The sequence below is a fragment of the Caulobacter sp. GW822-FHT07D08 genome, assembly GCF_058798735.1.
Window position 1 is genome coordinate 111,837 of record NZ_JBXAKU010000012.1, and the last position, 22,110, is coordinate 133,946.

Annotated in this window: 20 protein-coding genes and 2 pseudogenes; 13 read left to right on the forward strand and 9 right to left on the reverse strand. The window is 67.1% G+C overall.

From position 1 onward, the window contains the following. Positions 1-54: 54 nt before the first annotated feature. The 3 genes from AC1RJ9_RS20455 (at position 55) to AC1RJ9_RS20465 (ending at position 3,758) form a co-directional block, all read left to right on the forward strand. Complete coding sequence (locus AC1RJ9_RS20455) at positions 55-2,082, forward strand: TonB-dependent receptor (RefSeq protein ID WP_492839794.1); 2,028 nt, start codon at positions 55-57, stop codon at positions 2,080-2,082. Between the two features lie 127 nt (positions 2,083-2,209). Next, complete coding sequence (pip, locus tag AC1RJ9_RS20460; protein ID WP_492839795.1) at positions 2,210-3,298, forward strand: prolyl aminopeptidase; 1,089 nt, start codon at positions 2,210-2,212, stop codon at positions 3,296-3,298. 205 nt (positions 3,299-3,503) lie between these two features. Beyond that, on the forward strand, positions 3,504-3,758 hold the full coding sequence (locus AC1RJ9_RS20465; protein ID WP_492839796.1) for a hypothetical protein: 255 nt from the start codon (positions 3,504-3,506) through the stop codon (positions 3,756-3,758). A gap of 89 nt (positions 3,759-3,847) precedes the next feature. Here the strand turns inward: AC1RJ9_RS20465 and AC1RJ9_RS20470 are convergent, their stop codons facing one another. From AC1RJ9_RS20470 to AC1RJ9_RS20480, 3 genes are all read right to left on the reverse strand, one after another. Then, positions 3,848-3,979: a hypothetical protein gene (locus AC1RJ9_RS20470; protein ID WP_492839797.1), complete on the reverse strand. Its 132-nt coding sequence runs from the start codon at positions 3,977-3,979 to the stop codon at positions 3,848-3,850. Between the two features lie 267 nt (positions 3,980-4,246). Next, positions 4,247-7,381 carry a TonB-dependent receptor gene (locus tag AC1RJ9_RS20475; RefSeq protein WP_492839798.1) on the reverse strand — a complete coding sequence of 1,045 codons (3,135 nt, stop codon included), beginning with the start codon at positions 7,379-7,381 and terminating at the stop codon, positions 4,247-4,249. A 417-nt stretch (positions 7,382-7,798) separates the two neighbouring features. Further along, positions 7,799-8,080 carry a DUF1272 domain-containing protein gene (locus AC1RJ9_RS20480; RefSeq protein WP_492839799.1) on the reverse strand — a complete coding sequence of 94 codons (282 nt, stop codon included), beginning with the start codon at positions 8,078-8,080 and terminating at the stop codon, positions 7,799-7,801. Between the two features lie 329 nt (positions 8,081-8,409). Between AC1RJ9_RS20480 and carA the strand changes: the two genes are divergently transcribed. Then, positions 8,410-9,576, forward strand: coding sequence for a glutamine-hydrolyzing carbamoyl-phosphate synthase small subunit (gene carA, locus AC1RJ9_RS20485; protein ID WP_492839800.1), 1,167 nt, complete (start codon positions 8,410-8,412; stop codon positions 9,574-9,576). A gap of 127 nt (positions 9,577-9,703) precedes the next feature. Here the strand turns inward: carA and AC1RJ9_RS20490 are convergent. Together AC1RJ9_RS20490 and AC1RJ9_RS20495 are read right to left on the reverse strand one after the other, a co-directional pair. Beyond that, positions 9,704-9,808 (reverse strand): annotated as a pseudogene (locus AC1RJ9_RS20490) (endonuclease domain-containing protein); the annotation flags it as partial. A 60-nt stretch (positions 9,809-9,868) separates the two neighbouring features. After that, positions 9,869-10,102 carry a flagellar hook protein FlgE gene (locus AC1RJ9_RS20495; protein ID WP_492839801.1) on the reverse strand — a complete coding sequence of 78 codons (234 nt, stop codon included), beginning with the start codon at positions 10,100-10,102 and terminating at the stop codon, positions 9,869-9,871. A 360-nt stretch (positions 10,103-10,462) separates the two neighbouring features. Between AC1RJ9_RS20495 and AC1RJ9_RS20500 the strand changes: the two genes are divergently transcribed. From AC1RJ9_RS20500 to AC1RJ9_RS20510, 3 genes and pseudogenes are all read left to right on the forward strand, one after another. After that, on the forward strand, positions 10,463-12,181 hold the full coding sequence (locus AC1RJ9_RS20500) for a M20/M25/M40 family metallo-hydrolase (protein WP_492839802.1): 1,719 nt from the start codon (positions 10,463-10,465) through the stop codon (positions 12,179-12,181). 179 nt (positions 12,182-12,360) lie between these two features. After that, positions 12,361-13,060 (forward strand): annotated as a pseudogene (locus AC1RJ9_RS20505) (DUF998 domain-containing protein). Between the two features lie 29 nt (positions 13,061-13,089). Further along, positions 13,090-13,674 (forward strand): hypothetical protein, encoded by a 585-nt coding sequence (locus AC1RJ9_RS20510; protein WP_492839803.1) that lies wholly within the window; start codon positions 13,090-13,092, stop codon positions 13,672-13,674. Between the two features lie 3 nt (positions 13,675-13,677). On the opposite strand, the gene AC1RJ9_RS20515 is transcribed toward AC1RJ9_RS20510, so the two are convergent. Together AC1RJ9_RS20515 and AC1RJ9_RS20520 are read right to left on the reverse strand one after the other, a co-directional pair. Further along, entirely contained in the window at positions 13,678-14,247 is a 570-nt protein-coding gene (locus AC1RJ9_RS20515) for a YbhB/YbcL family Raf kinase inhibitor-like protein (protein WP_492839804.1), read from the reverse strand. A 51-nt stretch (positions 14,248-14,298) separates the two neighbouring features. After that, entirely contained in the window at positions 14,299-14,919 is a 621-nt protein-coding gene (locus tag AC1RJ9_RS20520; protein ID WP_492839805.1) for a TIGR02466 family protein, read from the reverse strand. A 112-nt stretch (positions 14,920-15,031) separates the two neighbouring features. Here AC1RJ9_RS20520 and AC1RJ9_RS20525 point away from each other — a divergent pair, with 112 nt between their 5' ends. From AC1RJ9_RS20525 to uvrC, 5 genes are read left to right on the forward strand one after another with little or no spacing between them, the layout of a single operon-like run. After that, a complete protein-coding gene (locus tag AC1RJ9_RS20525) occupies positions 15,032-15,928 on the forward strand; it encodes a hypothetical protein (protein ID WP_492839806.1) in 897 nt (298 codons plus the stop codon). Positions 15,929-15,938: 10 nt separating this feature from the next. Continuing rightward, entirely contained in the window at positions 15,939-16,112 is a 174-nt protein-coding gene (locus AC1RJ9_RS20530; protein ID WP_492839807.1) for a hypothetical protein, read from the forward strand. A 35-nt stretch (positions 16,113-16,147) separates the two neighbouring features. After that, positions 16,148-16,468, forward strand: coding sequence for a hypothetical protein (locus AC1RJ9_RS20535; protein ID WP_492839808.1), 321 nt, complete (start codon positions 16,148-16,150; stop codon positions 16,466-16,468). Positions 16,469-16,471: 3 nt separating this feature from the next. Further along, positions 16,472-16,753 carry a type II toxin-antitoxin system RelE/ParE family toxin gene (locus AC1RJ9_RS20540; RefSeq protein ID WP_492839809.1) on the forward strand — a complete coding sequence of 94 codons (282 nt, stop codon included), beginning with the start codon at positions 16,472-16,474 and terminating at the stop codon, positions 16,751-16,753. A 19-nt stretch (positions 16,754-16,772) separates the two neighbouring features. Continuing rightward, positions 16,773-18,695, forward strand: coding sequence for an excinuclease ABC subunit UvrC (uvrC, locus tag AC1RJ9_RS20545; RefSeq protein ID WP_492839825.1), 1,923 nt, complete (start codon positions 16,773-16,775; stop codon positions 18,693-18,695). A gap of 96 nt (positions 18,696-18,791) precedes the next feature. On the opposite strand, the gene AC1RJ9_RS20550 is transcribed toward uvrC, so the two are convergent. Together AC1RJ9_RS20550 and AC1RJ9_RS20555 are read right to left on the reverse strand one after the other, a co-directional pair. Continuing rightward, the gene (locus AC1RJ9_RS20550) at positions 18,792-20,714 is read right to left on the reverse strand and encodes a HAMP domain-containing methyl-accepting chemotaxis protein (protein WP_492839810.1); all 1,923 of its coding nucleotides are present in this window, start codon (positions 20,712-20,714) and stop codon (positions 18,792-18,794) included. A 19-nt stretch (positions 20,715-20,733) separates the two neighbouring features. Continuing rightward, on the reverse strand, positions 20,734-21,072 hold the full coding sequence (locus AC1RJ9_RS20555) for a chemotaxis protein CheW (RefSeq protein WP_492839811.1): 339 nt from the start codon (positions 21,070-21,072) through the stop codon (positions 20,734-20,736). A 454-nt stretch (positions 21,073-21,526) separates the two neighbouring features. Here AC1RJ9_RS20555 and AC1RJ9_RS20560 point away from each other — a divergent pair, with 454 nt between their 5' ends. Next, a complete protein-coding gene (locus tag AC1RJ9_RS20560) occupies positions 21,527-22,096 on the forward strand; it encodes a sigma-70 family RNA polymerase sigma factor (RefSeq protein ID WP_492839812.1) in 570 nt (189 codons plus the stop codon). Positions 22,097-22,110: the final 14 nt, after the last annotated feature.

A 22,110-nucleotide genomic window follows, 5' to 3' on the forward strand; every position in this document is an offset into this window, starting at 1 on the left:
TTGCAAACCAAGCTTCGCCGTGAGAGCCCTTGGCGATCTCAAGGCAGGGTGTGGATGGTGCTCATGTGGTTCCAGGCCGCCGCGTCCGTGGAGGCGGCCCAGAAGGTCGAGTCGATCGTCGTCACCGCCCGGCCCGCCCAGGTTCGCGACAAGATCGACCGCCGCGTCTACGACATCCGCTCGGACGCCGGATCGCAGGGCGGCGTCGCCCTCGACGTGCTGAACCGGATCCCGTCGGTGACCGTCTCGCCGACCGGCAGGATCGCGCTGCGCGGCGATCCCGGCGTCCAGATCCTGATCAACGGCAAGCCGCCGGTCGCCGGGACCTCGGTCCTGAAGTCCCTGCCAGCCTCCAGCGTTGACAGCGTCGAGGTGATGACCAACCCCTCCGCGCAGTTCTCGCCTGACGGCACGGCCGGGATCATCAATATCGTCACGCGCAAGGCGCGCGCGCTGGGGATCTCGGGCACGATCTCGGCGCGGGCCGACACGCGCCAGAAGGCCGATCTGTCGGCCAGCGCCTCGGCGACCAAGGGCGACTGGAGCGTCGACGGCCGGGTCTTTCTAGGCCACAGCCCATCGGAAACCAACGCCGACTACAGCCAGCGCGACGCGGCGTCCGGGCGCGGGCTGGTGTCGCGCGACAACCACGGCACGTCGACGCTCGACATGGCCCAGGCCTCGCTGGGCGTCACCCGACGGCTCGCCAAGGACCGCGAGCTGAGTGTCGAGGCCCACCACATGGGCGGACGCATCCGCGCCAACGACCTGGCCCACTACCAGGCGTTCGGCGGCGTCGCTCCAGTCCAGTCGGAAGAGGCCGGGACGCAGCGCTACACGACCCGAACGGACGATATCGAAGCCAGCTATTCCGACACCTGGCCCGACGATCGCGGCTCGCTGGAGGCCAATGTCTCGCACGCCCAGAGCGACGAGCGGACCCGCACCGACCATGACGACCGCGAGATAGCGCCGACGACCCTGGCCCAGCGCTACGGCGACGCCAAGCGCGTCCGGGGTCCGGACGATCAGGCCAAGGTCGCGGTGGTCGCCAACCTCGCCGGCGGCGCCATCCTGACCACGGGCCTGGAGGCCAACCGCGTCGAGCGCGACTTCACCCGGTCCTATGACGGCGACATCGCCGTGCTGGGCCTGGCGAGCGGCGATCTGGGCGTGTTCAACGCTCGGCGCGCCAGCCTTTCGGGCTATGCGACCTATCAGTTCCCGTTCGCCGGCTTCAAGCTGATGCCCGGCCTGCGGGTGGAGACGGAATCCCTGCGGCTGCATGCGGCGGCGGCCTCGCGGGACCGCGACATCACGCGCCTGTTCCCCTCGCTGCACCTGTCGCATCCGCTCGTCGGCGGCAAACTCAAGGCCAGCTACAGCCGCCGCATCCTGCGGCCCGAGCTGGAGCTCTATGATCCGCGGCGCGCCCCAGCCAATCCCCACAGCGCCATGCTGGGCAACCTGGATCTCGCCTCGACCATCACCGACTCCTACGAGAGCGGCTACGAGCGGACCTTCGGCAAGACGACGCTGGGGCTGACGGCCTATTACCGCGTCAGCCACGATCCCTGGCAGAGCTACACGACCTGGAACCCCGACCTCACCACCGCGAGCCGGCCCCTGAACTACGACCGCGCCACGTCCGGAGGGCTGGAGGTCAACGCCCGCGGCGAGGCCCCCGGCGGCTGGAAGTACGTCGTCAACCTGAACGTCTTCCGTCGGCAGCTGGTCCCGGCCGCCGCGACCTTGGCGACCACGACCCGGACGAACTATTCCGGCAATGTCGTGGTCGATAAGGTCCTGAAGAACGGCGACAAGCTGCAGTTCAACCTTAGCGGCGTGGGCAAGACCTCCACGCTGCAAGGCTATCAGGCCGCCTACCAGCAGCTGGACGCCACCTGGAGCCACAAGCTGAGCGACCGCTATTCGGTCAGCCTGAACGCCACGGACATCTTCAACACCAACCGGCAGCGCAGCCGCTACCGGGACGGCGGCGTGGTGATCGACAGCGACCTCGCGCCCAGCACCCGGGCGGTGCGGGTGTCGTTGATCTACAAGTTCAAGGCCAAGGTCTGACGGCGCATTGACGATGGCGCTGCGCTTTCCGGCGCGGTAGGCCAGGGCCGTCGAACCCAGAGCGTGGCAGCCGAAAGTGTGAGCGGTTTCGGCGCCCGTCACGCTCCAAAAAGCCAAGGTGAGCCCCATGGATTTCTCGAAACTGCAGGCCGTCAGCACCGTCACCACCGAGTGGAAGTATCCGCTGGCGCAGACCAACCGCTCGGGCCTGCTGCAGGTGGACCAGGGACCGGACCACAGGCTCTATTGGGAAGAATACGGCAATCCGGACGGCGAGCCGGTGATGTTCCTGCACGGCGGTCCGGGCGGGGCGTGCGCGCCGGTGATGTCGCGGTTCTTCGATCCAAAGCGCTACCGCGTGATCCTGTTCGACCAGCGCGGTTGCGGGAAAAGCGAGCCGACGGTCGCCACCCATGGGCCGCGAGTGGCCCTGACCCGTAACGACACCGACCATCTGGTCGACGACATCAACAAGCTCCGCGACGCCCTCGGCATCACCGGCAAGATGCACGTGTTCGGCGGCAGCTGGGGCAGCACCCTGGCCCTGGTCTATGGCATCCGTCACCCGGACAAGGTCGCCTCGCTGATCCTGCGCGGCATCTTCCTCGGCGCGAGCGAGGACCTGCTCTACATGTACCAGGGCAATGCGGCGACCTTCGAAGCGGCGCCCTACGCCCTGACCGAGCCGGGCAGCTATGTCGCCTATCCCGACGAGTGGAAGGCCTTCGTCGAGGAGATCCCGGCCGAGCAGCGCGGCGACATGATGGCCGCCTACAAGGCGATCTTCGACATGGAGGCCAGGACGGACGCCGACCGCGCCCGCCAGCTGCGCGCCGCCGTGGCCTGGTCGGTCTGGGAAGGCACGATCTCGAACATGATCCCGAAGGACAGCGATCCCGGGAAGTTCGGCGAGGCTGACTTCGCCCTGTGCTTCGCCCAGATCGAGGCCCACTTCTTCGCCAACGGCCTGTTCCTTGAGCCTGACTACATCGTCGGCCATGTCGACAGGATCGCCGCCATCCCGACCCACATCGTCCATGGCCGCTTCGACCAGGTCTGCCCGCTGACCCAGGCCTCGCGGCTGGTGGCGGCGATGGCGTCGGTGGGCGCGACCCCGGCCAGCTACGTCAAGACCAATGCCGGCCACAGCGCCATGGAGGCCCAGACCGTCCTGGCCCTGACGGCGATCATGGACGGGCTGCCGCCGATCGGCTGAGTTTTATACGGCCCTTACGCGGGAGGGCTCGCTCCCATGTGGAGCGCTTATGCGGGGCGGGGGTACTAAAGGCGCGTTAGAGCGTGGCAGCCGAAAGTGTGCGCGGTTTCGGCGCCAGCCACGCTCTAAGTGTTTGAAATAGAGCCTGTTTATCCGCTTCTGATGTTTCCATCAGAAGCGGACAGGCTCTAGTGGACAGCCCGCCATGTACATGCCCTCCCCGGCTCACCGCCGCCTGTTGATGATCCTGCTGGTCGCCGGCCTCGGCGGCTTCACAGGCCTCCTGGCCTGGGCCGCCCGCGCCCCGCATCAGGCCGATCTCTTGCGGTTCTTCGCCGTCGTCTGGCTGCTGTTCTTCGGCGCCGCGCGGATCCTGGTCCACCTGGACGAGGCGCTGGACCAACCCGGCGAGGCCACGACCCAGCATTGGTCGCGGCTGCGGGGCCGAGGCGAGCCCTGAAGGCGCCCCGGAGCGCGCGGCTTGCTCTAGGCTCTTGTTTTGACGCATTTTCTGACGACGAACCGGTATCCACTTCGTCGAAAAATGCTCTAGAAGCTGAGCACCGCGAAGACCACCGCGCTGATCGGGATCGCCGCCGAAAGCGCCATGTGCAGCACGGTCTCGGTCAGGCTGAGGACCGAGCGGCTGGGCAGCTTGAACGGGGCGGCGGTGGGGATCATGGCGGGTGCTCCTTGCACGCTGGAGCTTGCACCCTGACCGGTTAACGATCGTGAATCTTGGACGGATGGATCGCCGCGACATGTTGTCCGGCGCCGCCGTCCATTCCGGCGCTTTCCCAAAAAAATCGGCGCGCCCAGGAACGGGACGCGCCGTGAGGCCGCGCGGGCGGGAGGAGGCGGATCGCCCACGCTTGAAGGCTGGACGGAGCGCGACCGCCCGCCGATCCGAGGTTAAGGACCGACGGACGGAACCGCGCCGGAGGAGCCTTAGAAGCTCATCCGCAGGCCGACCACGTATTGGCGGCCGGGCTTGTAGTAGGTGAAGGTCGCGTTGTCGTACTGGAAGTGCGAGCGCAGCGACTCGTTGGTGATGTTGGTCACGTTGAACGTCACCTGCGGCGCGTTCCTCATGCCGAAGATTTTCTCCAGGTCGTAGCTCGAGGAGAAGTCGGTCTGCTTGTAGTCGTCCGCGAACAGGGCGGCCGAGCCGATGCCGTTCTGGTTGGCGCCGCTGGACTGCGAGCCCTTCCGGAACACATGGCTGAGACGCAGGCTGACGCCGTTGTGCTCGTAGTAGCCCGTCAGGTTGTAGGTGTACTTGGCCACGCCATAGGCGATCGCCGCGCCGTCGCTGGTCTGGTCGACGATGGTGGCGTTGGCGTTGACGCCCAGCCCCTCGACGCCGAACCGGCTGGTCAGGAAGTCGAGCGGCTGCACCCACTGGAATTCCAGGCCGTTGATCGTCAGCTTGTTGGGCACATTGATCTGCGACTGGATCTGGACCTGCGCCGCGGTCGGACCGCCGCGCGCCTTGATCGCGTCTTGTTGCGTGGGGTTCAAGGTGTCGAAGGTGATGCCGTACTGAGCCAGGGCGGAGAACGGCTGGGTCACGACGTTGTTGGTCGTGAAGCCGGTCAGCGACTTGCGGAACGCGTTGACGGCGATCACGCCTTCCTGGCCGGTATAGAACTCGAAGCCCAGGTCGATGTTCTTCGAGAAGTACGGCTTCAGGGCCGAGTTGCCGATGGTGGCCTGGTCGGCCGACGGCGCGCCGAAGCTGACGCCCGGCAGCTGGGCGGCGGGATCCGGACGGGTCATCGTCTCCGACACCGCCACGCGGGCCACGGCGTGCTCGCTGACGTCATAGGCGATGTTCGCGGCCGGCAGCCACTTCGAATAGGTGTTCTCGATATAGACAAAGTTGACGATGTTCGGATAGCGCGCGCCGTCCGGCAGCCCGGGGGAGGGTTGCCCCGGGACCGGCGGAGGCGGCGTATTCCGCGGGTCCGCGACCGAGACGCGCCCCCCGATCGTCTGCTTGGTGTGGACATAGCGGACGCCGACATTGAAGCGCAGGTCGCTGTCCATCACCTGGGTGACGCCGTTCAGCTCGGTATAGGCGGAGCTGTTCTTCTCGTTGATATAGCCGCCGCTGGCGCCGGTGTTGGAGCCGCCCGTCTCCGGCGAGGCGTCGTGCAACTGGTCGTAGTTGGTGGCCTGCTTGACCTTGTCCCAGTCGACCGTGACGAAGCCGGCCGGACCGGGCTTGAGGTAGCTGGCCAGGCTGGCGGTCGGGATCAGCGAGCCGCCATAGGTCAGCGTTCCGGTCTGGCCGGCGGTGTAGTTCGTGCCGTAGCCGGGATAGCTGGGATAGCCGGTCGGCGCGGCGCCCGGCTGGCTCAGGCCCTGGCAGGGCGGCTGGCCGTTCGGCGAAGGCAGGTTGATGCTGGGGTTGTTGCCGCAGGTCGCGTTCTGCCACGGGGTGGTGTTGTCGTAGCCGCGGATGGTGCGCGAGACGTCGTCATAGTTGCCGCCGAACTTCAGGTTCAGCTTCTCGTCGCCCCAGGTGACGGCCGCGCGGACGCCCTTGGTCTCATACCAGCGCTTCTCGTCCTGCATGTTCAACCGGCCGCCGTCCCAGACGAAGTTGGCCGGGTTGTTCAGGTCGACGCTGCTCTTGATAGTCGGCGGACCGTTCGGGTTGTAGGTGTAGTCCACCGTCGTGCCGAGGCCCAGCGCGGTCACCGGACCGAAGGTCGGGCTTTCGCGGTGGAACGTGCTCTTGGTGTAGTTGGCCTGGGCCTCGACCTTCAGCTTGTCGTTGATGCGCCATTCGCCGCCCGGATTGATCCCCCACAGCTCGGTCTTCTCGAGATAGGGACGGAATTCCAGGAAGAACTGCGAGTTGGCGTAGGTGCCCTGCGTGACCGTGCAGCCGGCCGAGCAGTCGGTCTTGTCGTACTTGGTGTTGGTCGGAATGATCGCGCCGTTGCGCACGATCCACATCATGTCTTCGCGGATCAGGTCGTTGTTCTTGTAGCCGTACATGCCGTCGACATAGAAATTCATGTCGTCGTTCGGACGCCACTCGACGCTGCCGACCAGGTTGAGGCGGTCGCGGCGGCCGTACTCGGCCGACGGACGGCCCAGGCGCGGCAGCAGGCCGTTGTCGATCTGCTGGATCGTCGCGCCGGGATTCAACGACAGCAGATAGGCCTGGTCGATGACCGTGCCCGCCACCAGGCCCGCGCCGGCGCCCACCGGCACCGTGCCCGGGATCGTCCAGTTACCGCCGCCGGTGGCGTTACAGTTCGTGCCCGAAAGACATTGCGGATAGGGCACTGGGCGGGCCGGATCGGTGCTAGGCACCGACAGGTTCGGGTTGGTGAAACCGATGGTCTCGTAGCCGCGGGTGTCGGTGTGCAGGCGCTGGCCCGAAACCCCGAACAGGACGCCGAAATTGTCCCAGGTCTTGCTGGCGATCAGCGAGCCCTTGCCGCCCAGCTTGGCGCCGTCGGGCTTCACGCCCTGGACGTTCATGCTCAGGTGCTGGCCGGGACGGTCGAACGGACGCGCCGAGCGCATGTCGATATTACCCGCCGCGCCGCCTTCCAGCAGGCTGGCCGAATAGCTCTTGTTGACCGTCAGCTTGGTGAAGAGATCGGTCGGGAAGAACGAAAGGTCGACCGAACGGTCGGTGCCCTGCGCGTCGGTGGCGCCCGAGGACGCCACGGCGATCGAGGCGCCGTTCAGCGTCACGTTGGTGAAGTTCGATCCCAGGCCGCGGATGGCGACGTTGGTGCCCTCGCCCGTGATGTCGCGGGTGATGGTGATGCCGGGGATGCGGTTGAACGACTCGGCGATGTTGGAGTCGGGGAACTTGCCGATGTCCTCGGCGAAGATGGCGTCGGCGAAGCCGGTGGTCTCACGCTTGGCGACCGTCGATTGCGCCAGGCTCTTGCGATAGCCGGTGACGACGATCTCGTCGACGGCGGTGTCCGCGGCCGGCGCCGGAGCGGTCGTCTGAGCGTAAGTGGCCTGGGCAATCGCCAAAGTGGTCAGACAGGTCGCGCCGATCAAGGCCAGGCGACGAACGGACCCGTGGTGTCGAATAGACGACATGTTTCTCTCCCCATTACAGTGCTCTGAGCACTTGTTTCGTTGTCGCCGTACGGCTGATCGGCCGCCCCTTCCCGGTTGGCCGACGATTACGCTCCGCTTGGCGGTGGTAGCGGTCACACTCGACACGGTTACGAGGTAAGTCCTATCAAGTCAATGTGGTCTGACCTCGTTGTCATGCCCCTTAGGACGCTTCGCGGGAACTGCGGCGCCAGGGCCACGCTCGCGCGCCGGCCGAGGGAGACCCGGTCGCGATCCTGGCGTGTTTAGGAGGAGTTGGCGGCCGCGCGGGCGCGATGGCGCCTGCGCGTCGGCGCTCAAGAGCATTTCTCGACGAAAGCGGACGCCGGTTCGTCGTCAAAAAGTGCGTGAAAACAGGAAACTGGAGCCGTTCACCGATCCCTTGGATCGGAAAAGGCCCTAGTTCCAGCCCGTCGGGCGCTCCGGTTCGCGGCGCGCGGCCGGCCCATACCGGTGGCCCCTGTTCACCCGCCGCAGGGAGGCTGGATAACGGTGCAGCTGGGCGTCGGGCCGGATCGGCCGGGCCACCAGGCCGCCGCCGCAGTCGGGGCAGATCTCTTCGAACCGGATGTCCGCGCAGTCGGCGCAGAAGGTGTGTTCGAACGTGCAGATTCGGGCCGCGGGGCTGGCCGGCGGCAGGTCCGCGTCGCAGCACTCGCAATTGGGGCGCAGTTCGAGCATGGGCCGTCCTCCCGTGTTCGTCTGGTGCTTCAGGTATTTCGAGCCTGGAAGCCTTGTACCATAAGGGCTTTTGAGCCCGTCGCGCGAGGGTGCGCGTTCGCCGATCACGGTAATGTGGCGCCAAGCGAAATCCGCGTGATCAGCAGGGGTTGACCCCCTCCCCCATACCCCCTAGACACCCCGCCGTTTGCGCGGCGGACGGGCCAAAAGCCCGTCCGCTTTCTTGCAGGCGAACGCCCCGGCTCGCCGGGGCTGGGCCGGGGTTACACCCAGCCCGCCTTTTTGCGACAATAGGCACCCTCAGCACGCGTCCAGGAGCGCTCCACAGAATGTCCCAAGACCTTCTCCCCGGCGTTACCGGCGTTCTGGCCCTGGCCGACGGCACGATCCTGCAGGGCGTGGGCTGCGGCGCGGTCGGCGACGCGGTCGGCGAGGTGTGCTTCAACACCGCCATGACGGGCTATCAGGAGATCCTGACCGACCCGTCCTACATGGCCCAGATCGTCGCCTTCACCTTCCCGCATATCGGCAATGTCGGGACCAACGCCGAGGACGTCGAGCAGATCACCGGCGTGGCCGAGACGGCCGCCCGCGGCGCTTTGTTCCGCGACATCCCGACCGAGCAGGCCAACTGGCGCGCCAACAGCGACTTCGACGCCTGGATGAAGGCGCGCGGCGTCATCGGCCTGGCCGGGATCGACACCCGCGCCCTGACCCGCAAGATCCGCGAGACCGGCATGCCGCACGGCGTCATCGCCCATTCGCCCGACGGCAAGTTCGACCTGGACGCCCTGGTCGCCAAGGCCAAGGCCTGGGCCGGCCTGGAGGGTCTGGACCTGGCCAAGGACGCCTCGACCACCCAGACCTTCACCTGGGACGAGGGCCTGTGGTCCTGGCCGGAAGGCTACGCCAAGCTGGACAAGCCCAAGTACGAGGTCGTGGTCATCGACTATGGCGTGAAGCGCAACATCCTGCGGGCCCTGGCCCATGTCGGCGCCCGCGCCACGGTGGTGCCGGCCAACACCTCGGCCGAGGACATCCTGGCCCGCAACCCGGACGGCGTGCTGCTGAGCAACGGCCCCGGCGACCCGGCCGCGACCGGCGCCTATGCGGTGCCGGAAATCCAGAAGCTGGTGCAAAGCGGCAAGCCGGTGTTCGGCATCTGCCTGGGCCACCAGATGCTGGCCCTGGCCCTGGGCGCCAAGACCGTGAAGATGGAACAGGGCCACCATGGCGCCAACCACCCGGTCAAGGACCTGACCACCGGCAAGGTCGAGATCGTCTCGATGAACCACGGCTTCACCGTGGACAGCGAGAGCCTGCCGGCCCCGGTGCGGGAGACCCACGTCTCGCTGTTCGACGGCACCAACGCCGGCATCCAGCTGGCCGACAAGCCGGTCTTCTCGGTGCAACACCACCCCGAAGCCTCGCCCGGCCCGACCGACAGCCTCTATCTGTTCGAACGCTTCGCCGGCCTGATGGACAAGGCGAAGTAGGCGCCTGGGCGCTGACTTCGCTCCTCCCCCTCCACCGCCGTTCGGCGGTCCCCCTCCCCCAAGAGGGGGAGGAGAACAAAGCCAAGGAAGCCCGCGTCACTCGGTGACGCGGGCTTCTTGCTGTGGTGGGGGCCGCCTCCCGCAAGACTAGGGGGCAAAGCGGGAGGCGGCGGCCAGACACCCTAGGCAAGGGGGGCGCACTTCAGGCGTCTGGCGGGGCGAGCGCGTCCAGGTCGGGTGACGCCCCGAGCGGAGACAGGCCCTAACGCGGGAACTGGTAAAGGCGCGGTGCTCAGACCTTGAGGTCGAGCAGGCGCTTGTTCATCTCGTCGGCCACGCGAACCACCGCCGCATTGGCCTTGAAGTCGGTCGCGGCGCCGATCTGGTCGGTGCGCTCCTTGACGTAGTCGACCTCCCCAACACTTTCGGCGGCCTGGGCGTCCGAAGCCGCCACCCGCTGGGCCGAAGCGTTGAGCCGGTCGGCGGCGGCCATCATGCCCGAGGCGGCGATTGAGAGAGCCTGCATGGGGTGTCTCCGTTCTACGCCTTGGTTATCTGGCCGGTTGGGTTAAGACCTTACAACCAAAAATGGTAAAATTCACGACTTGGTCATCTTTTTTAGCGGCGGTTAACCTTTCGGCGGGGCCTTTCCAGGCGACCTCGACAGGGTGAATCTTTCGCCAACCAAACCGTGCGCGAACGCCGCTTTCGCAAGGCGCGCGGCCAAGCAGCGGGGGCCAGGCGTCAACGGCGGTCTCCGCGCAAAAACCTGTCCAACATTACAAAACGTTCAGGCTCGGCCGTATCGACAAGCCGTCATCGTCCCGACATGGTTCGCCCCTTCGCGGGCCGGGGGGCGGTCCGCTCCCCGGGAGTCTCTGTAGAAATGTCGTTCACGCGTCGTGTCGCGCTCGCCAGCGCCGCCCTGCTCATGGTGGCGCAACCGGTTCTCGCGGCCACACCGGCCAAGCCCGTCGCCATCGCCGAGAAGGCCGGCAAGAAGGCCGCGCCCGCCTCGGATTTCGTTCCCTCGCCCGAGGCCATCAAGGCCCACATGACCTTCCTGGCCGACGACCTGATGGAAGGCCGCGAGACCGGCACGCGCGGCTATGACATCGCCGCCAACTACGTCGCCGCCCAATACGCCCTGCTGGGCGTCAAGCCGGCCGGCGACAAGACGGCGACCGGCGTCTCCTACCAGCAGCACGTGCCGCTGATCGCCTTCCGCGGCGCCGGCGAGGGCGCGTTCGGCCTGACCGGCGCGGACGGCCAGACGCTCGCCCTGAAATACGGCGAGGACTACCTGCCCAACCCGCAGGCCCAGTCCGCCGACCTGAAGGTCGACGCGCCGCTGGTCTTCGTCGGCTACGGCCTGGTCAATCCGGCCACGGGCCGCGACGACTACGCGGGCCTGGACGTGAAGGGCAAGATCGTCGTCATGCTGAACGGCGCCCCGTCGTCGCTGCAGACCGAGGAACGCGCCCACTTCAGCAACCCCAACACCAAGCGCCAGGAAGCCGCCAAACGCGGCGCCATCGGCGTCGTCACCCTGTCGGGCCCCAGCGCCGAGAAGCGCCGTCCGTTCGCGGCCGGGGCCGGCATGATGCGCGGCTGGCGGGTGATCTGGCGCGACGCCAACGACGTCGGCGCCATCCGCGCGCCCAGCGCCCCGGCCCTGGCCTCGATCAGCCAGGCCGGCGCGGCCAAGCTGTTCGCCGGCGCCCCGGTGGCCCTGGCCGACGTGCTGGCCGAGTCCGAGAAGCCGGACGGCGCCGTCAAGGGCTTCGCCCTGACCTCCAAGGCCAGCATCAACGTCAAGACCGAGATCGAGAAGCGCGAGAGCAGCAACGTCGTCGGCCTGATCGAGGGCTCGGACCCGACCCTGAAGGCCCAGACGATCATCCTGTCGGCGCACCTTGACCACATCGGCGTCCGCGAGACCGCCAAGCCGGGCGAGGACAAGATCAACAACGGCGCGCTCGACAACGCCTCGGGCATCGCCACCCTGCTGGAGGTCGCGCGCGGCTTCAAGAACAGCAAGGTCAAGCCGAAGCGCTCGATCATCCTGCTGGCCGTCACGGGCGAGGAAAAGGGCCTGGTCGGCTCGGACTACTTCGCCAACAACCCGACCGTGAAGAAGACCGACATCGCCGCCGACGTGAACCTGGACATGCCGGTGCTGCTGTACCCGTTCACCGACGTGATCGCGTTCGGCGCCGACCGCTCGACCATCGGCGAGGCCGTCAGGCACGCCGCCGGCCGCGTGGGCGTCGCGCTTTCCGGCGATCCGATGCCGGAAGAGGGCCTGTTCACCCGCTCGGACCACTACCGCTTCGTCGAGCAGGGGATCCCGTCGGTGTTCCTGATGACCGGCTTCCAGAACGGCGGCGAGGCGGCCTTCAAGGGCTTCCTGAAGGGCAATTACCACCACCCGGGCGATGATCTGAACCAGCCGATCGACTACCAGGCGGCCGCCAAGTTCGCCCTGGTGAACTACGAGATCGCCCGCGAGCTGGCCAACATCCCGGCCCGCCCGGTCTGGAAGAAGGGCGACTTCTTCGGCGGCACGTTCGCGCCGGCGGGGCATCCGTCTTCCGCCAAGTGATTTGGGGCGAAGTAGGTCGCCACATCGTAACACCCCCATATCCGTTCTCCCCGGCGAAAGCCGGGGCCCAGATGGAAAAGCGCTGAGGGTGGGCTCTAGACGTTCAGAGCCCTTCCAATCAGCCCCAGCGGCGCGAGATCTGGATCCCGGCTTTCGCCAGGAAGAACGGGATTTTGGAATTGACCCGGAGGGCGGCGGAAGGGATTCTGCCGCCCTCCTTCGTTTCGACCTGGATTTCCTCGCACCGTGACCGCCCGCACCGGCGCCTTCCTGAAGATCGGCGTGATCGCGCCGGCCATCATGGTGGCCGACGTCGCGCTGGCCCAGCGACTGTTCCCGGGCTTCGACGCCGGTGCCCAGTTCATCAGCGAGCTGGGCGGCCCCAAGGCGCCTCTGCCCGAGATCTTCAACTACGGCATGATGATCGCTGGTATCGCGGGCCTGCTGGCCGGCGCCGGCTTCACCCACGCCCTGGAGCACGCCGGCGGCCGGCGGCGGGTCTCGGCCTTCGCGGGCCTGTTCGTGGCGCTGACGGGCCTGGGCGCCTTCTTCGCCGGGGTGTTCCACTGGCCCGACCCCATGCACCGCGCCTGCGGCGTCGGCCTGGCCATGCAGTTCGCGCCGCTGTTCACCGCCTGGGCCCTGTGGGGCAAGCCGGGCCATCGGCGGCTGGCCCAGTTCTCGCTGGGCTGGTTCTTCGGCCTGCTGCTGGTCTTCGCCCTGCTGACCGGGGTCTGGAACGTCCGCACCGGCTACGACGTCGGCTACTGGCAGCGCGGCCACGCGTTCCTGGGCCTGCTGTGGCTGGCCATCGCCGCCTGGAGCCTGGAGAAGGGCTGGAAGGCGAGCGCGCTGGCGACCGAGCCTGCGGCCGTCTAGGGTCTCCCCACAACGGGAGAACGTCCACCATGACCGGATATCGTTTCGCGACCCTAGGATTGGCCGCCCTGGTCCTGACCGCCTGCTCGCAGCAGAAGACCGAGGACCAGCCCGCCGCCACGCCGCCCCCGGCCGTGGGCGACGAGACCCGCACGCCGGCGGTGACGCCCGCCGTCCCGGCCCCCGTGGCCGCCGCCCCCGTCCCCGTCCCCGCGGAAGGTGGGACCATCGGCGGGGACGGTTCCCAGATCCAGCTGTCGGACCTCACCCTCGCCGACCAGCAGGCCCATCCGCTGAAGGGCGAGCTGAGCTGCCATTTCCGCGACAAGGCCGGCGCCCTGCTGCTGGTCGCCTCGGGCTTCTCGGGCGTCAAGGAGCCCGGCTTCGGCCTGGTCAAGGTGCTGGACTCCGTCGAGCAGGTCGTCGCGCCGGGCGGCTACGACGCCATGGTCAACGGTACGGCCTTAAGCGGGCAGGGCAAGACGGTGACCATCGCCATCACCGGTCCGGCGACTGGCGGCGGCGAGTCCCCGCCCTACCCGGCCACCCTGACCTACGACCGCGCCGACGGCGCCAAGCGGGTGTTCGTCGGGACCTGGACATGCGGGCCGTAGGCCTTACCGCGGCTCCGGCGCCTCATAGGTCGCCGCCATCACGCCGTCGGCCAGGGTGTCGCCTTTCAGGGCGCTGACCAGGGTGTCCAGCGGGACTTTCGGTCCGAAGGTCAGGCGCTCGGCCAGGGCGAAGATCTGGAAGTGGTAGCGGTGCAGGCTGTGGCCCGGCGGCGGGCGCGGCCCGAACCAGCCGACCGTCCCGTTGTCGTTGACGCCCTGCATGGCCCCGCCGATCAGGCCCAGGGTCGGGTCGTTCGCCAGACCCTCGGGCAGGCTGGTGGCCTCGCCGGGGATGTTCCAGATCAGCCAGTGGACGAACGGCCGCTCGCGCGGGGCGTCCGGGTCCTCGACCACGATCGCGTAGGCCGCGGCGTTCTCGACCGGCGTCCAGACCAGCGGCGGCGAGCGGTTCTCGTGATAGGCCGAGTGACGGTCCTCGAGGTGGCCGTCGGGGTCCAGCGAGGCGGTCGTCAGGACGATCCCGTCACCGGGTCCGAACGGCTGGACCTTCTGGATGGCGATCGCTTCGCCCGAGTGATTGGGGCCGGCGGGATCGGGGGTCGAGTGGGACATGGGGTCTCCTTCCCCAGCCTAACCCTTCGCGCCCCGGCCAAGTTTCGTCCCCTACCGCCAGGCGTAGTTGAAGCTGACGCTGATCCGCTGCTCGTCGGCCTGGTTGGTGGTCACCTCGTGGCGCAGCCAGCTCTCCCACATCAGCACCGTGCCGGTCGACGGCTTGACGTAGATGAACGGCCGCAGGGTCTCGGGCGCGTCGTCGGCGCGGGTCGGGGCGGCCATCATCATCGGCAGGCGCGGATCCTCGAACTTCAGGGCCGAGGCGCCCGGCGGGATGGTGATGTAGATCGTGCCGGAGATGACGCTGTGCGGGTGGATATGGCCGCTGTGCGAGCCGCCCGGCTCCAGGATGTTGATCCACAGGCTGTCCATGACCAGCTTGCCGCCGGACAGGTCGAAGGCCAGGTCCTTGGCGAAGGCCGCCGCGTGCCTGTCCAGCTTCTTCTTCAGCGTCTCGAACAGGCTGTCGCGCTGCGGCAGGTCGTTCAGCGAGGCGTAGGACGTGTAGCCCAGATAGCCCTTGTTATAGGCCCAGGCCTGGCCGGCCTCGTCGTCCTCGGCGATGGCGATGCAGGCGTCGTGCAGCTCGTCGAGGAACGCCTCGGCGTCCTTCTCGCCGGCGAGACTGGCTTCATAGAGCGGCGTGACGAAGAGCGGGCGCGTGGTCATGGAGCGCGGCGTAGTCCACCGGGCTCGGAGATGTCAAAGACACTTTCTAGTTGTTCAAAAATGAGACTAGTGTCAGGGTGGCATATCGGCGTTCTTCCAAAAGGGGCGGAGGATGCGTTCTATCGCTGTTCGGACAATGATCCTGGCGGTGGCCGCCAGCCTTGGAGGCTGCGCCGGAGGGTTCAAGGGTTCGCCTGACACGACGATCGCGGCGGCCGCGGTCTCGGCCTGTCCGGTAACCGCCAAGGGCGCGGCGCCGAGCCGAACCGCCTACGACAAGGAAACCATCGACGCCAAGCGCGGCGCGGCGCGAAACGCCTTCATCGACAGCTGCCTGGCGGCGATCGACACCAGCTACGGCGCGTTCGCCCAGGGCCTCTCGAGTGACCAGAAGACCTTCGCCGTCGGGTCCGATTTGGCGACGTCCGGCCTCGCGGCGGCGGCCACCCTGGCCAAGAGCGCGCGCACCAAGACCCACCTGACGACCTATGCCAGCCTCGTCCTGGGCCTGCGCGGCAGCGTCGACAAGGAACTGTTCCTCAGCAAGACGCTGCCGGTGCTCATCAGCCAGATGGACGCTTCGCGCAACGTGGTCCTGGCGCGCATCGTTCAGGGCAAGACCCGGACGGACGCGGACTATTCCCTGGACGCGGCGCTGTCGGACCTGAAAGCCTACTACGCGGTCGGCACCTTGAACGGCGCCCTGACCCAGGTCGCCAACGACGCCGGCGTCAAGAACCAGGCGGCCGTCGAGGAGATCACCCGGATCAACCGATACAAGTCCACCGCCGACGACACCTCCGACAAGATCAACACCTATCTGGCGGTCGGCACGGACAACTTCGCGACCCGCCTCGATCTCGTCGCCGACTGCTCGCCGTCGGCCCGCAAGATGGCGAGCCAGAACGACAAGCGCCGCGAGGTGGCCCACGTGCTTGAGGCGGGAACCCGTGAGGAGCGCGTCGAGATCATCGGCTGCCTGAAGGGCAGGAACCAGGCCGTCAACTAGGAGGGATCCCATGGCCGAGACGCCCAGCCACAGCACGAAGGTCACCCAGGACGTCTATGAAGGCGTCGCCGAAAGCCGTCGCCCGACCTTGATTGGCATCCTCTGGGCGTCGGGCGCGCTCAGGGTGGAAACCTTCAAGGCCGCCGACGGCACCTACACCGTGACGGCCACCTTCCCGGCGTGATTGACGCCGCCCCCTGGGCGGAACATAGTCGGAACATGGCCGACGACGACCTGATCCTGACCCTCGACGCGACGCTTGCCGAGCGCCTGCGGATTCGCGCCGAGGCGGCAGGGCTGAGCGTGGAGGCGTACGCGCACGATATCCTGCGGCGCGACGTCGACCCGCCAGGCCTCGCGGAGAGCGAAACCCGATGGGACAGCCGTTTGCCGCCCCGCCCGCCCGAAGACGACCTCGACCAGAATTCCAAAGCCTATTCCGACTATATCGAGCGGATCTGCGACGAGGCCGAGCGCACGGGCGGCATACCGTTCGAGGTCTTCCGAGAGCGCCTGCGCAATCTCGGCCAGCGCCGCTAAGTCATGTATCGGGTCGTCGTCACGTCGGCGGCCATGGCCGATGTCGGTCATCTGCGATCGTGGCTGTTAGCGCGGGGCGCTCGCTACGCCCTCGAGCTCAGCAATGCGCTTGGCGGCGCCGTGGACACCCTTGTCGACTACCCCGAGCGCACGCCGATAAGCCGCGATGGCGTCTATCGTGAGCTCTACGTCGCCTTCCATTCGAACCAGTACGTTATCCAATACCGCGTGCGCGGCGACCGCGTGACGATCGCGCGCATCCGACACAGCCTCGAACGTCGCTGAACGCGCCGGACTCGCCTATATCTCCCCCGTGACCGATACGACGACCGACACCCCCGCCTCTCCCCGCCTGTCCGGCGCCGCCCTGATCAAGGACGAGGTCACGCGCCTGCCCGATGCGCCCGGTGTCTACCGGATGATCGGCGAGGCCGACGAAGTGCTCTATGTCGGCAAGGCCAAGAGCCTGAAGAAGCGCGTCGTCCAGTACGCCCAGGGCCGCTTCCACACCAACCGCATCGCCAACATGGTCGACGCCACGCGGTCGATGGAGTTCATCACCACCCGCACCGAAGCCGACGCCCTGCTGCTCGAGATCAACCTGATCAAACAGCTGAAGCCCCGCTTCAACGTGCTGCTGCGCGATGACAAGAGCTTCCCCGAGATCGTCATCCGCCGCGACCACGACGCCCCGCAGCTGCGCAAGCACCGCGGCGCCCACACGATCAAGGGCGACTATTTCGGACCGTTCGCCAGCGCCTGGGCGGTGAACCGCACGCTGAACACCCTGCAGAAGGCCTTCCTGCTCCGCTCGTGCAGCGACAGCGTCTACGAGAGCCGCGACCGCCCCTGCATGCTGCACCAGATCAAGCGCTGCGCCGCCCCCTGCACCGGCCTGATCGGCAAGGAAGACTACCAGGGCCTGGTCGACCAGGCCGAGGCCTTCCTGCGGGGCAAGTCCCGCGCGGTCATGGCGACCATGGCCAAGGAAATGGAGGCCGCCGCCGAGGACCTGGAGTTCGAGCGCGCCGCCCGCCTGCGCGATCGCATCCGCGCCCTCTCCAGCGTCGCCCAGGAAACCCAGATCAACCCCGAGACCGTGGACGAGGCCGACGTCGTCGCCCTGCACGTCGAGGGCGGCCAGGCCTGCGTGCAGGTGTTCTTCTTCCGGGCCGGCCAGAACTGGGGCAACCGCGCCTATTTCCCGCGCGTCACCGGCAATGTCGAAGAGGGCGTGGACGAGAGGGGCGAGACCACCACCGAGGAGCAGCGCATCCTCACCGCCTTCCTCGGCCAGTTCTACGACGACAAGCCGATCCCGCGCCTGATTCTGGCCAACCTGCAGCCGGCCGAGGCCGAGCTGCTGGCCGAGGCCTTCGCCCTGAAGAGCGGCCGCAAGGTCGAGATCGCCACCCCCAAGCGCGGCGAGAAGGCCGACCTCGTTCAGCACGCCCTGACCAACGCCCGCGAGGCGCTGGGCCGGAAGATGGCCGAAGGCTCGGCCCAGACCAAGCTGCTGGCCGGCGTCGCCGAGGCCTTCAAGCTGGACGCCCCGCCAGAGCGGATCGAGGTCTATGACAACAGCCACATCCAGGGCACCAACGCCGTCGGCGGCATGATCGTGGCGGGGCCCGAAGGCTTCATGAAGGGCCAGTACCGCAAGTTCAACATCAAGAGCACCGAGCTCACCCCCGGCGACGACTACGGCATGATGAAGGAGGTGCTGAAGCGCCGCTTCGCCCGCCTGGTCAAGGAGGAGGAAGAAGGCGACAGCGACAACCGCCCCGACCTCGTCCTGGTCGACGGCGGCAAGGGCCAGCTGGACGCGGCCCTGGAGATCATGGCCGACCTGGGCGTCGACGACATCGCCGTGGTCGGGGTGGCCAAGGGTCCCGACCGCGACGCGGGGCTGGAGCGCTTCTTCATCCCCGGCCAGACCCCGTTCATGCTCGAGCCCAAGTCGCCGGTGCTCTACTACCTGCAGCGCCTCCGCGACGAAGCCCACCGCTTCGCCATCGGCGCCCACCGCACCCGCCGCAGCATGGACCTGAAGAAGAACCCCCTGGACGAGATCGAAGGCGTGGGACCTGGGCGCAAGAAGGCCCTGCTGCACGCGTTCGGGTCAGCGAAGGGGGTTGGCCGGGCGAGCGTGGAGGATCTGGTCAAGGTGGAGGGCGTCAGCTTGGCGCTGGCCGAGCGGATCCATGGGTTTTTCAGGAAGGGGTGAGGGCGCGATATCCCAATCAGCCCGGCCGCGACCGAGACCGCGAACGCTCATCGCCCAGCCCCTGGGCGATGAGCTCACTTTCAGGTCATGCCGCCGTCAGGCGTATTCGCGGAAATCGGCGTCGTCGACATCAGGACCGCCGTGGGTGAGATCAAGCGCGAAACCCTTCGCGCGGGTCTGCTGAGCGGCCACCGACTGACGCGGAGCCGATGAGGCGGCGGACTTGCGGACGGTTGCCGCCGGGGGCCGCTTGGCGGCGGACCGCGGCGCCGGTTGGCGCACGGCCGCGCCATTGGTGTTGATCCGGAAGTACGCGATCGAGGCCTGCAGTTCCTCGGACTGGGCGGCCAGTTCCTCGGAGGTGGCCGACATCTCTTCCGAGGCGCTGGCGTTCTGCTGGGTGACCTTGTCGAGTTGCTGGATGGCCTCGTTGATCTGCGAGGAGCCGACGTCCTGCTCGCGGCAGGCGGCGCTGATCTCGGCGACCAGTTCGGCCGTCTTGCGGATGTTCGGCACCAGGCTGGTCAGCATCTCGCCGGCCGACTGGGCGGCCTTGACGGTGTCGGACGACACGGCGCTGATCTCGGACGCGGCGATTTGCGAGCGCTCGGCCAGCTTGCGCACCTCCGAAGCCACGACCGCGAAGCCACGGCCATGTTCGCCAGCGCGGGCGGCCTCGACGGCGGCGTTCAGGGCCAGCAGGTCGGTCTGGCGGGCGATCTCCTGAACGATCGTGATCTTCTCGGCGATGGTCTGCATGGCGTCGACGGCCTTGTTGACAGCCATGCCCGAAGTCTCTGCGTCGATCGCCGATTGGCGGGCGATCTTCTCGGTCTGGGTGGCGTTGTCAGCGTTCTGCTTGATGTTGGCCGACATCTCTTCCATCGAGGCCGAGGCCTGTTCGGCGGCCGTGGCCTGCTCGGTGGCGCCCTGGCTCATCTGCTCCGAGGTCACCGACAGCTCCTGGCTGCCGGCCGAGACGTTCTCGGAGGCGGCGATAGCGTCAGCGACCACGCCGCGCAGGCGCTCGACCATCCGCTCCAGGGCCAGGCCCAGGGTGTCCCTGTTCGACAGCGGCTTGGGTTGGACGGTCAGGTCGCCATTGGCGACCTGGTCGGCAAGCGCCGCGGTGTCGCGGAGATTGGCGACCATGGCGCGCAGGGAAAGACCCAGCGTATCCTTGTCCGACAGCGGCTTGATCTCGACCGAGAGGTCGCCAGCGGAGACCTGGTCGGCAAGCGCCGCGGTAGCCTTCAGATTGTCGGTCATGCCGTTGAAGGTATCGACCAAGTCCTTGATTTCGTCGTTGGAGTTGATCGCGACGCGCTGGTCCAGGTCGCCGATGGCCACGGCGTTGGCGACCGTCTTCAGCTGGCTCAGGCCCTTGCTGATGCCGAGCGCGATCCACAGGGCCGAGCCCACGGCGATGATGAGGGCGACTGCGGTCATAAGCATGATCATGCTGCGAGTGCTTGCGTATTGTTCGTCAGTCTCCTGGTCGGCCTTGGCCATGCCGACCCGCTGGCGCTCGACGACATCTTCGAGTTGCGCCACGAGAGCGTCGGCGCTCTTTCCGCCAAAGCCCTTGGACAGGGCGATCGCCTCAGACTGTTTTCCGGCGCGCGCCAGATCGCGGACTTGATCGTCGTAGCGGATGAACTGATTGAGGGCTTCTTGCGTCTTGGCCCAGTCCGCCTTGCCCTTGTCGGTCGAAATGGCCGAAGCGTCTTCGATAAGCTTGAAAAGACCCGCCCGCGCCGCGTCGCCGTTCTTCTCGTACCGGTCCAAATCGACCGTGTCGGTCGCCACCATCATGCCCTTCTGAGCGCGCAGGGCCATGAGAACCTGGACATTGGCCTCCTGCGCGTATTCCAGCTTTTTCGCCGGGCCGGCGATCAGGTTGGAGATGGCGTCGTTGAGGCTGCCGAGACTGTAGACGCCAAAGCCCGCCGTGCCGGCCAGCAGGAGGACCATGAGCCCGAAGGCCGCGACGAGCTTGAATTTGATCGTGAAACGCATGTTCAAGGTTCCAGCCAGATTAGGATTGAAGCGAGGTGATGGGCGTAATGGTCGCGGTCGATTGACCGCGCGCGGCGAAGATCTGGTCGAGATCGGGGATGACGATCAGGTCGCCTGCGCGCCGCGCCAGGCGGCGGATGAAGTCCTGGCGCCAGCGCATGCCGACGCGCGGCGTCTCTTCAGTGGTGTCGTGGGCGATTGAGGTCACCTCGTGCACCTTGTCGGCGCGCAGGCCGATCAGGGTGACTTCGCCATCCAGGTCGTAATCGGTGACCACGATGCGGCTGGGCGGCGCGCCGAGCACCACGGTCTCGGGCAGCAGGTCAAAGGTCGGGGCCTCGATGGTTTCGTAAGTCATCAGCTTTCCCCTCACCCGGCCGCGCATTCGCGCGTTGTGGCATTATCCGAAGACAGATCAACTGAACGCCCGAACTCGCCCCACATACTCGCCCCCAACTCAAATACAGATCGCTGGAGGAACGAATCTATACCTGAAATATTAGATGCAACGCCCAAGTTTAAATTAGGGTAAACCCTGCAACCCGAAGTTCCAGGCTCCTCGTGAACCGCTTCTGGACGACATCGATTTCCACCAACTATAAGTTTAGCTTGCGTTTTTCGCGCTCAAAGCCTTGGCCCGAACTGTTTGGTGGCGGGGGTCGGGAGGCGCCTCCGATGAACGTCGAGAGGGTCGAGCGGGTGACGATCGACGCCGCCGCGCTCTCCGCCACCCGAAAGAACGCCGTTCTCCGGCGCAACCAAAGCCCTCCGGCCCCGTTTGATAACTTGAGTATTTTCAAGCGGGGACCGTCATGGACCATCAGGACCAAAAGACCTTCGAGCGCGACCTGGTCGCGCTGATTCCGCATCTGCGCGCCTTCGCCCGTTCGCTGTGCGGCGACGCCACCGCCGCCGACGACCTGGCGCAGGAAGCCGTGGCCAAGGCCTGGGCCAGCCGCAACAGCTTCGCCATGGGCACCAACATGAAGGCCTGGACCTTCATGATCCTGCGCAACCAGTTCTATTCGGACAAGCGCCGCAGCTGGCGCTCGGTCGGCCTGGACCAGGAAACCGCCGAACGCACCCTGGTGGCCAACACCAATTTCGACGGCGCCCTCGCCCTGGACGACCTGCGCCAGGCGATGCTGATGTTGCCCGAGAACCAGCGCGAGGCCCTGATCCTGATCGGCGCCGGCGGCTTCTCGTATGAAGAGGCGGCCGAGATCATCGGCGTCGCCGTCGGCACGGTGAAGAGCCGCGTCAGCCGCGCCCGTTCGGACCTGGTCCAGATCTTCGAGACCGGCCGCTACGAACGCGACGGTAAGCCGGTGCACGAGGCCATGGGCTCGATGCTGCGGGCGCTGGAGCGCCTGGCGGCTTAGGCTTCAATGCTGTC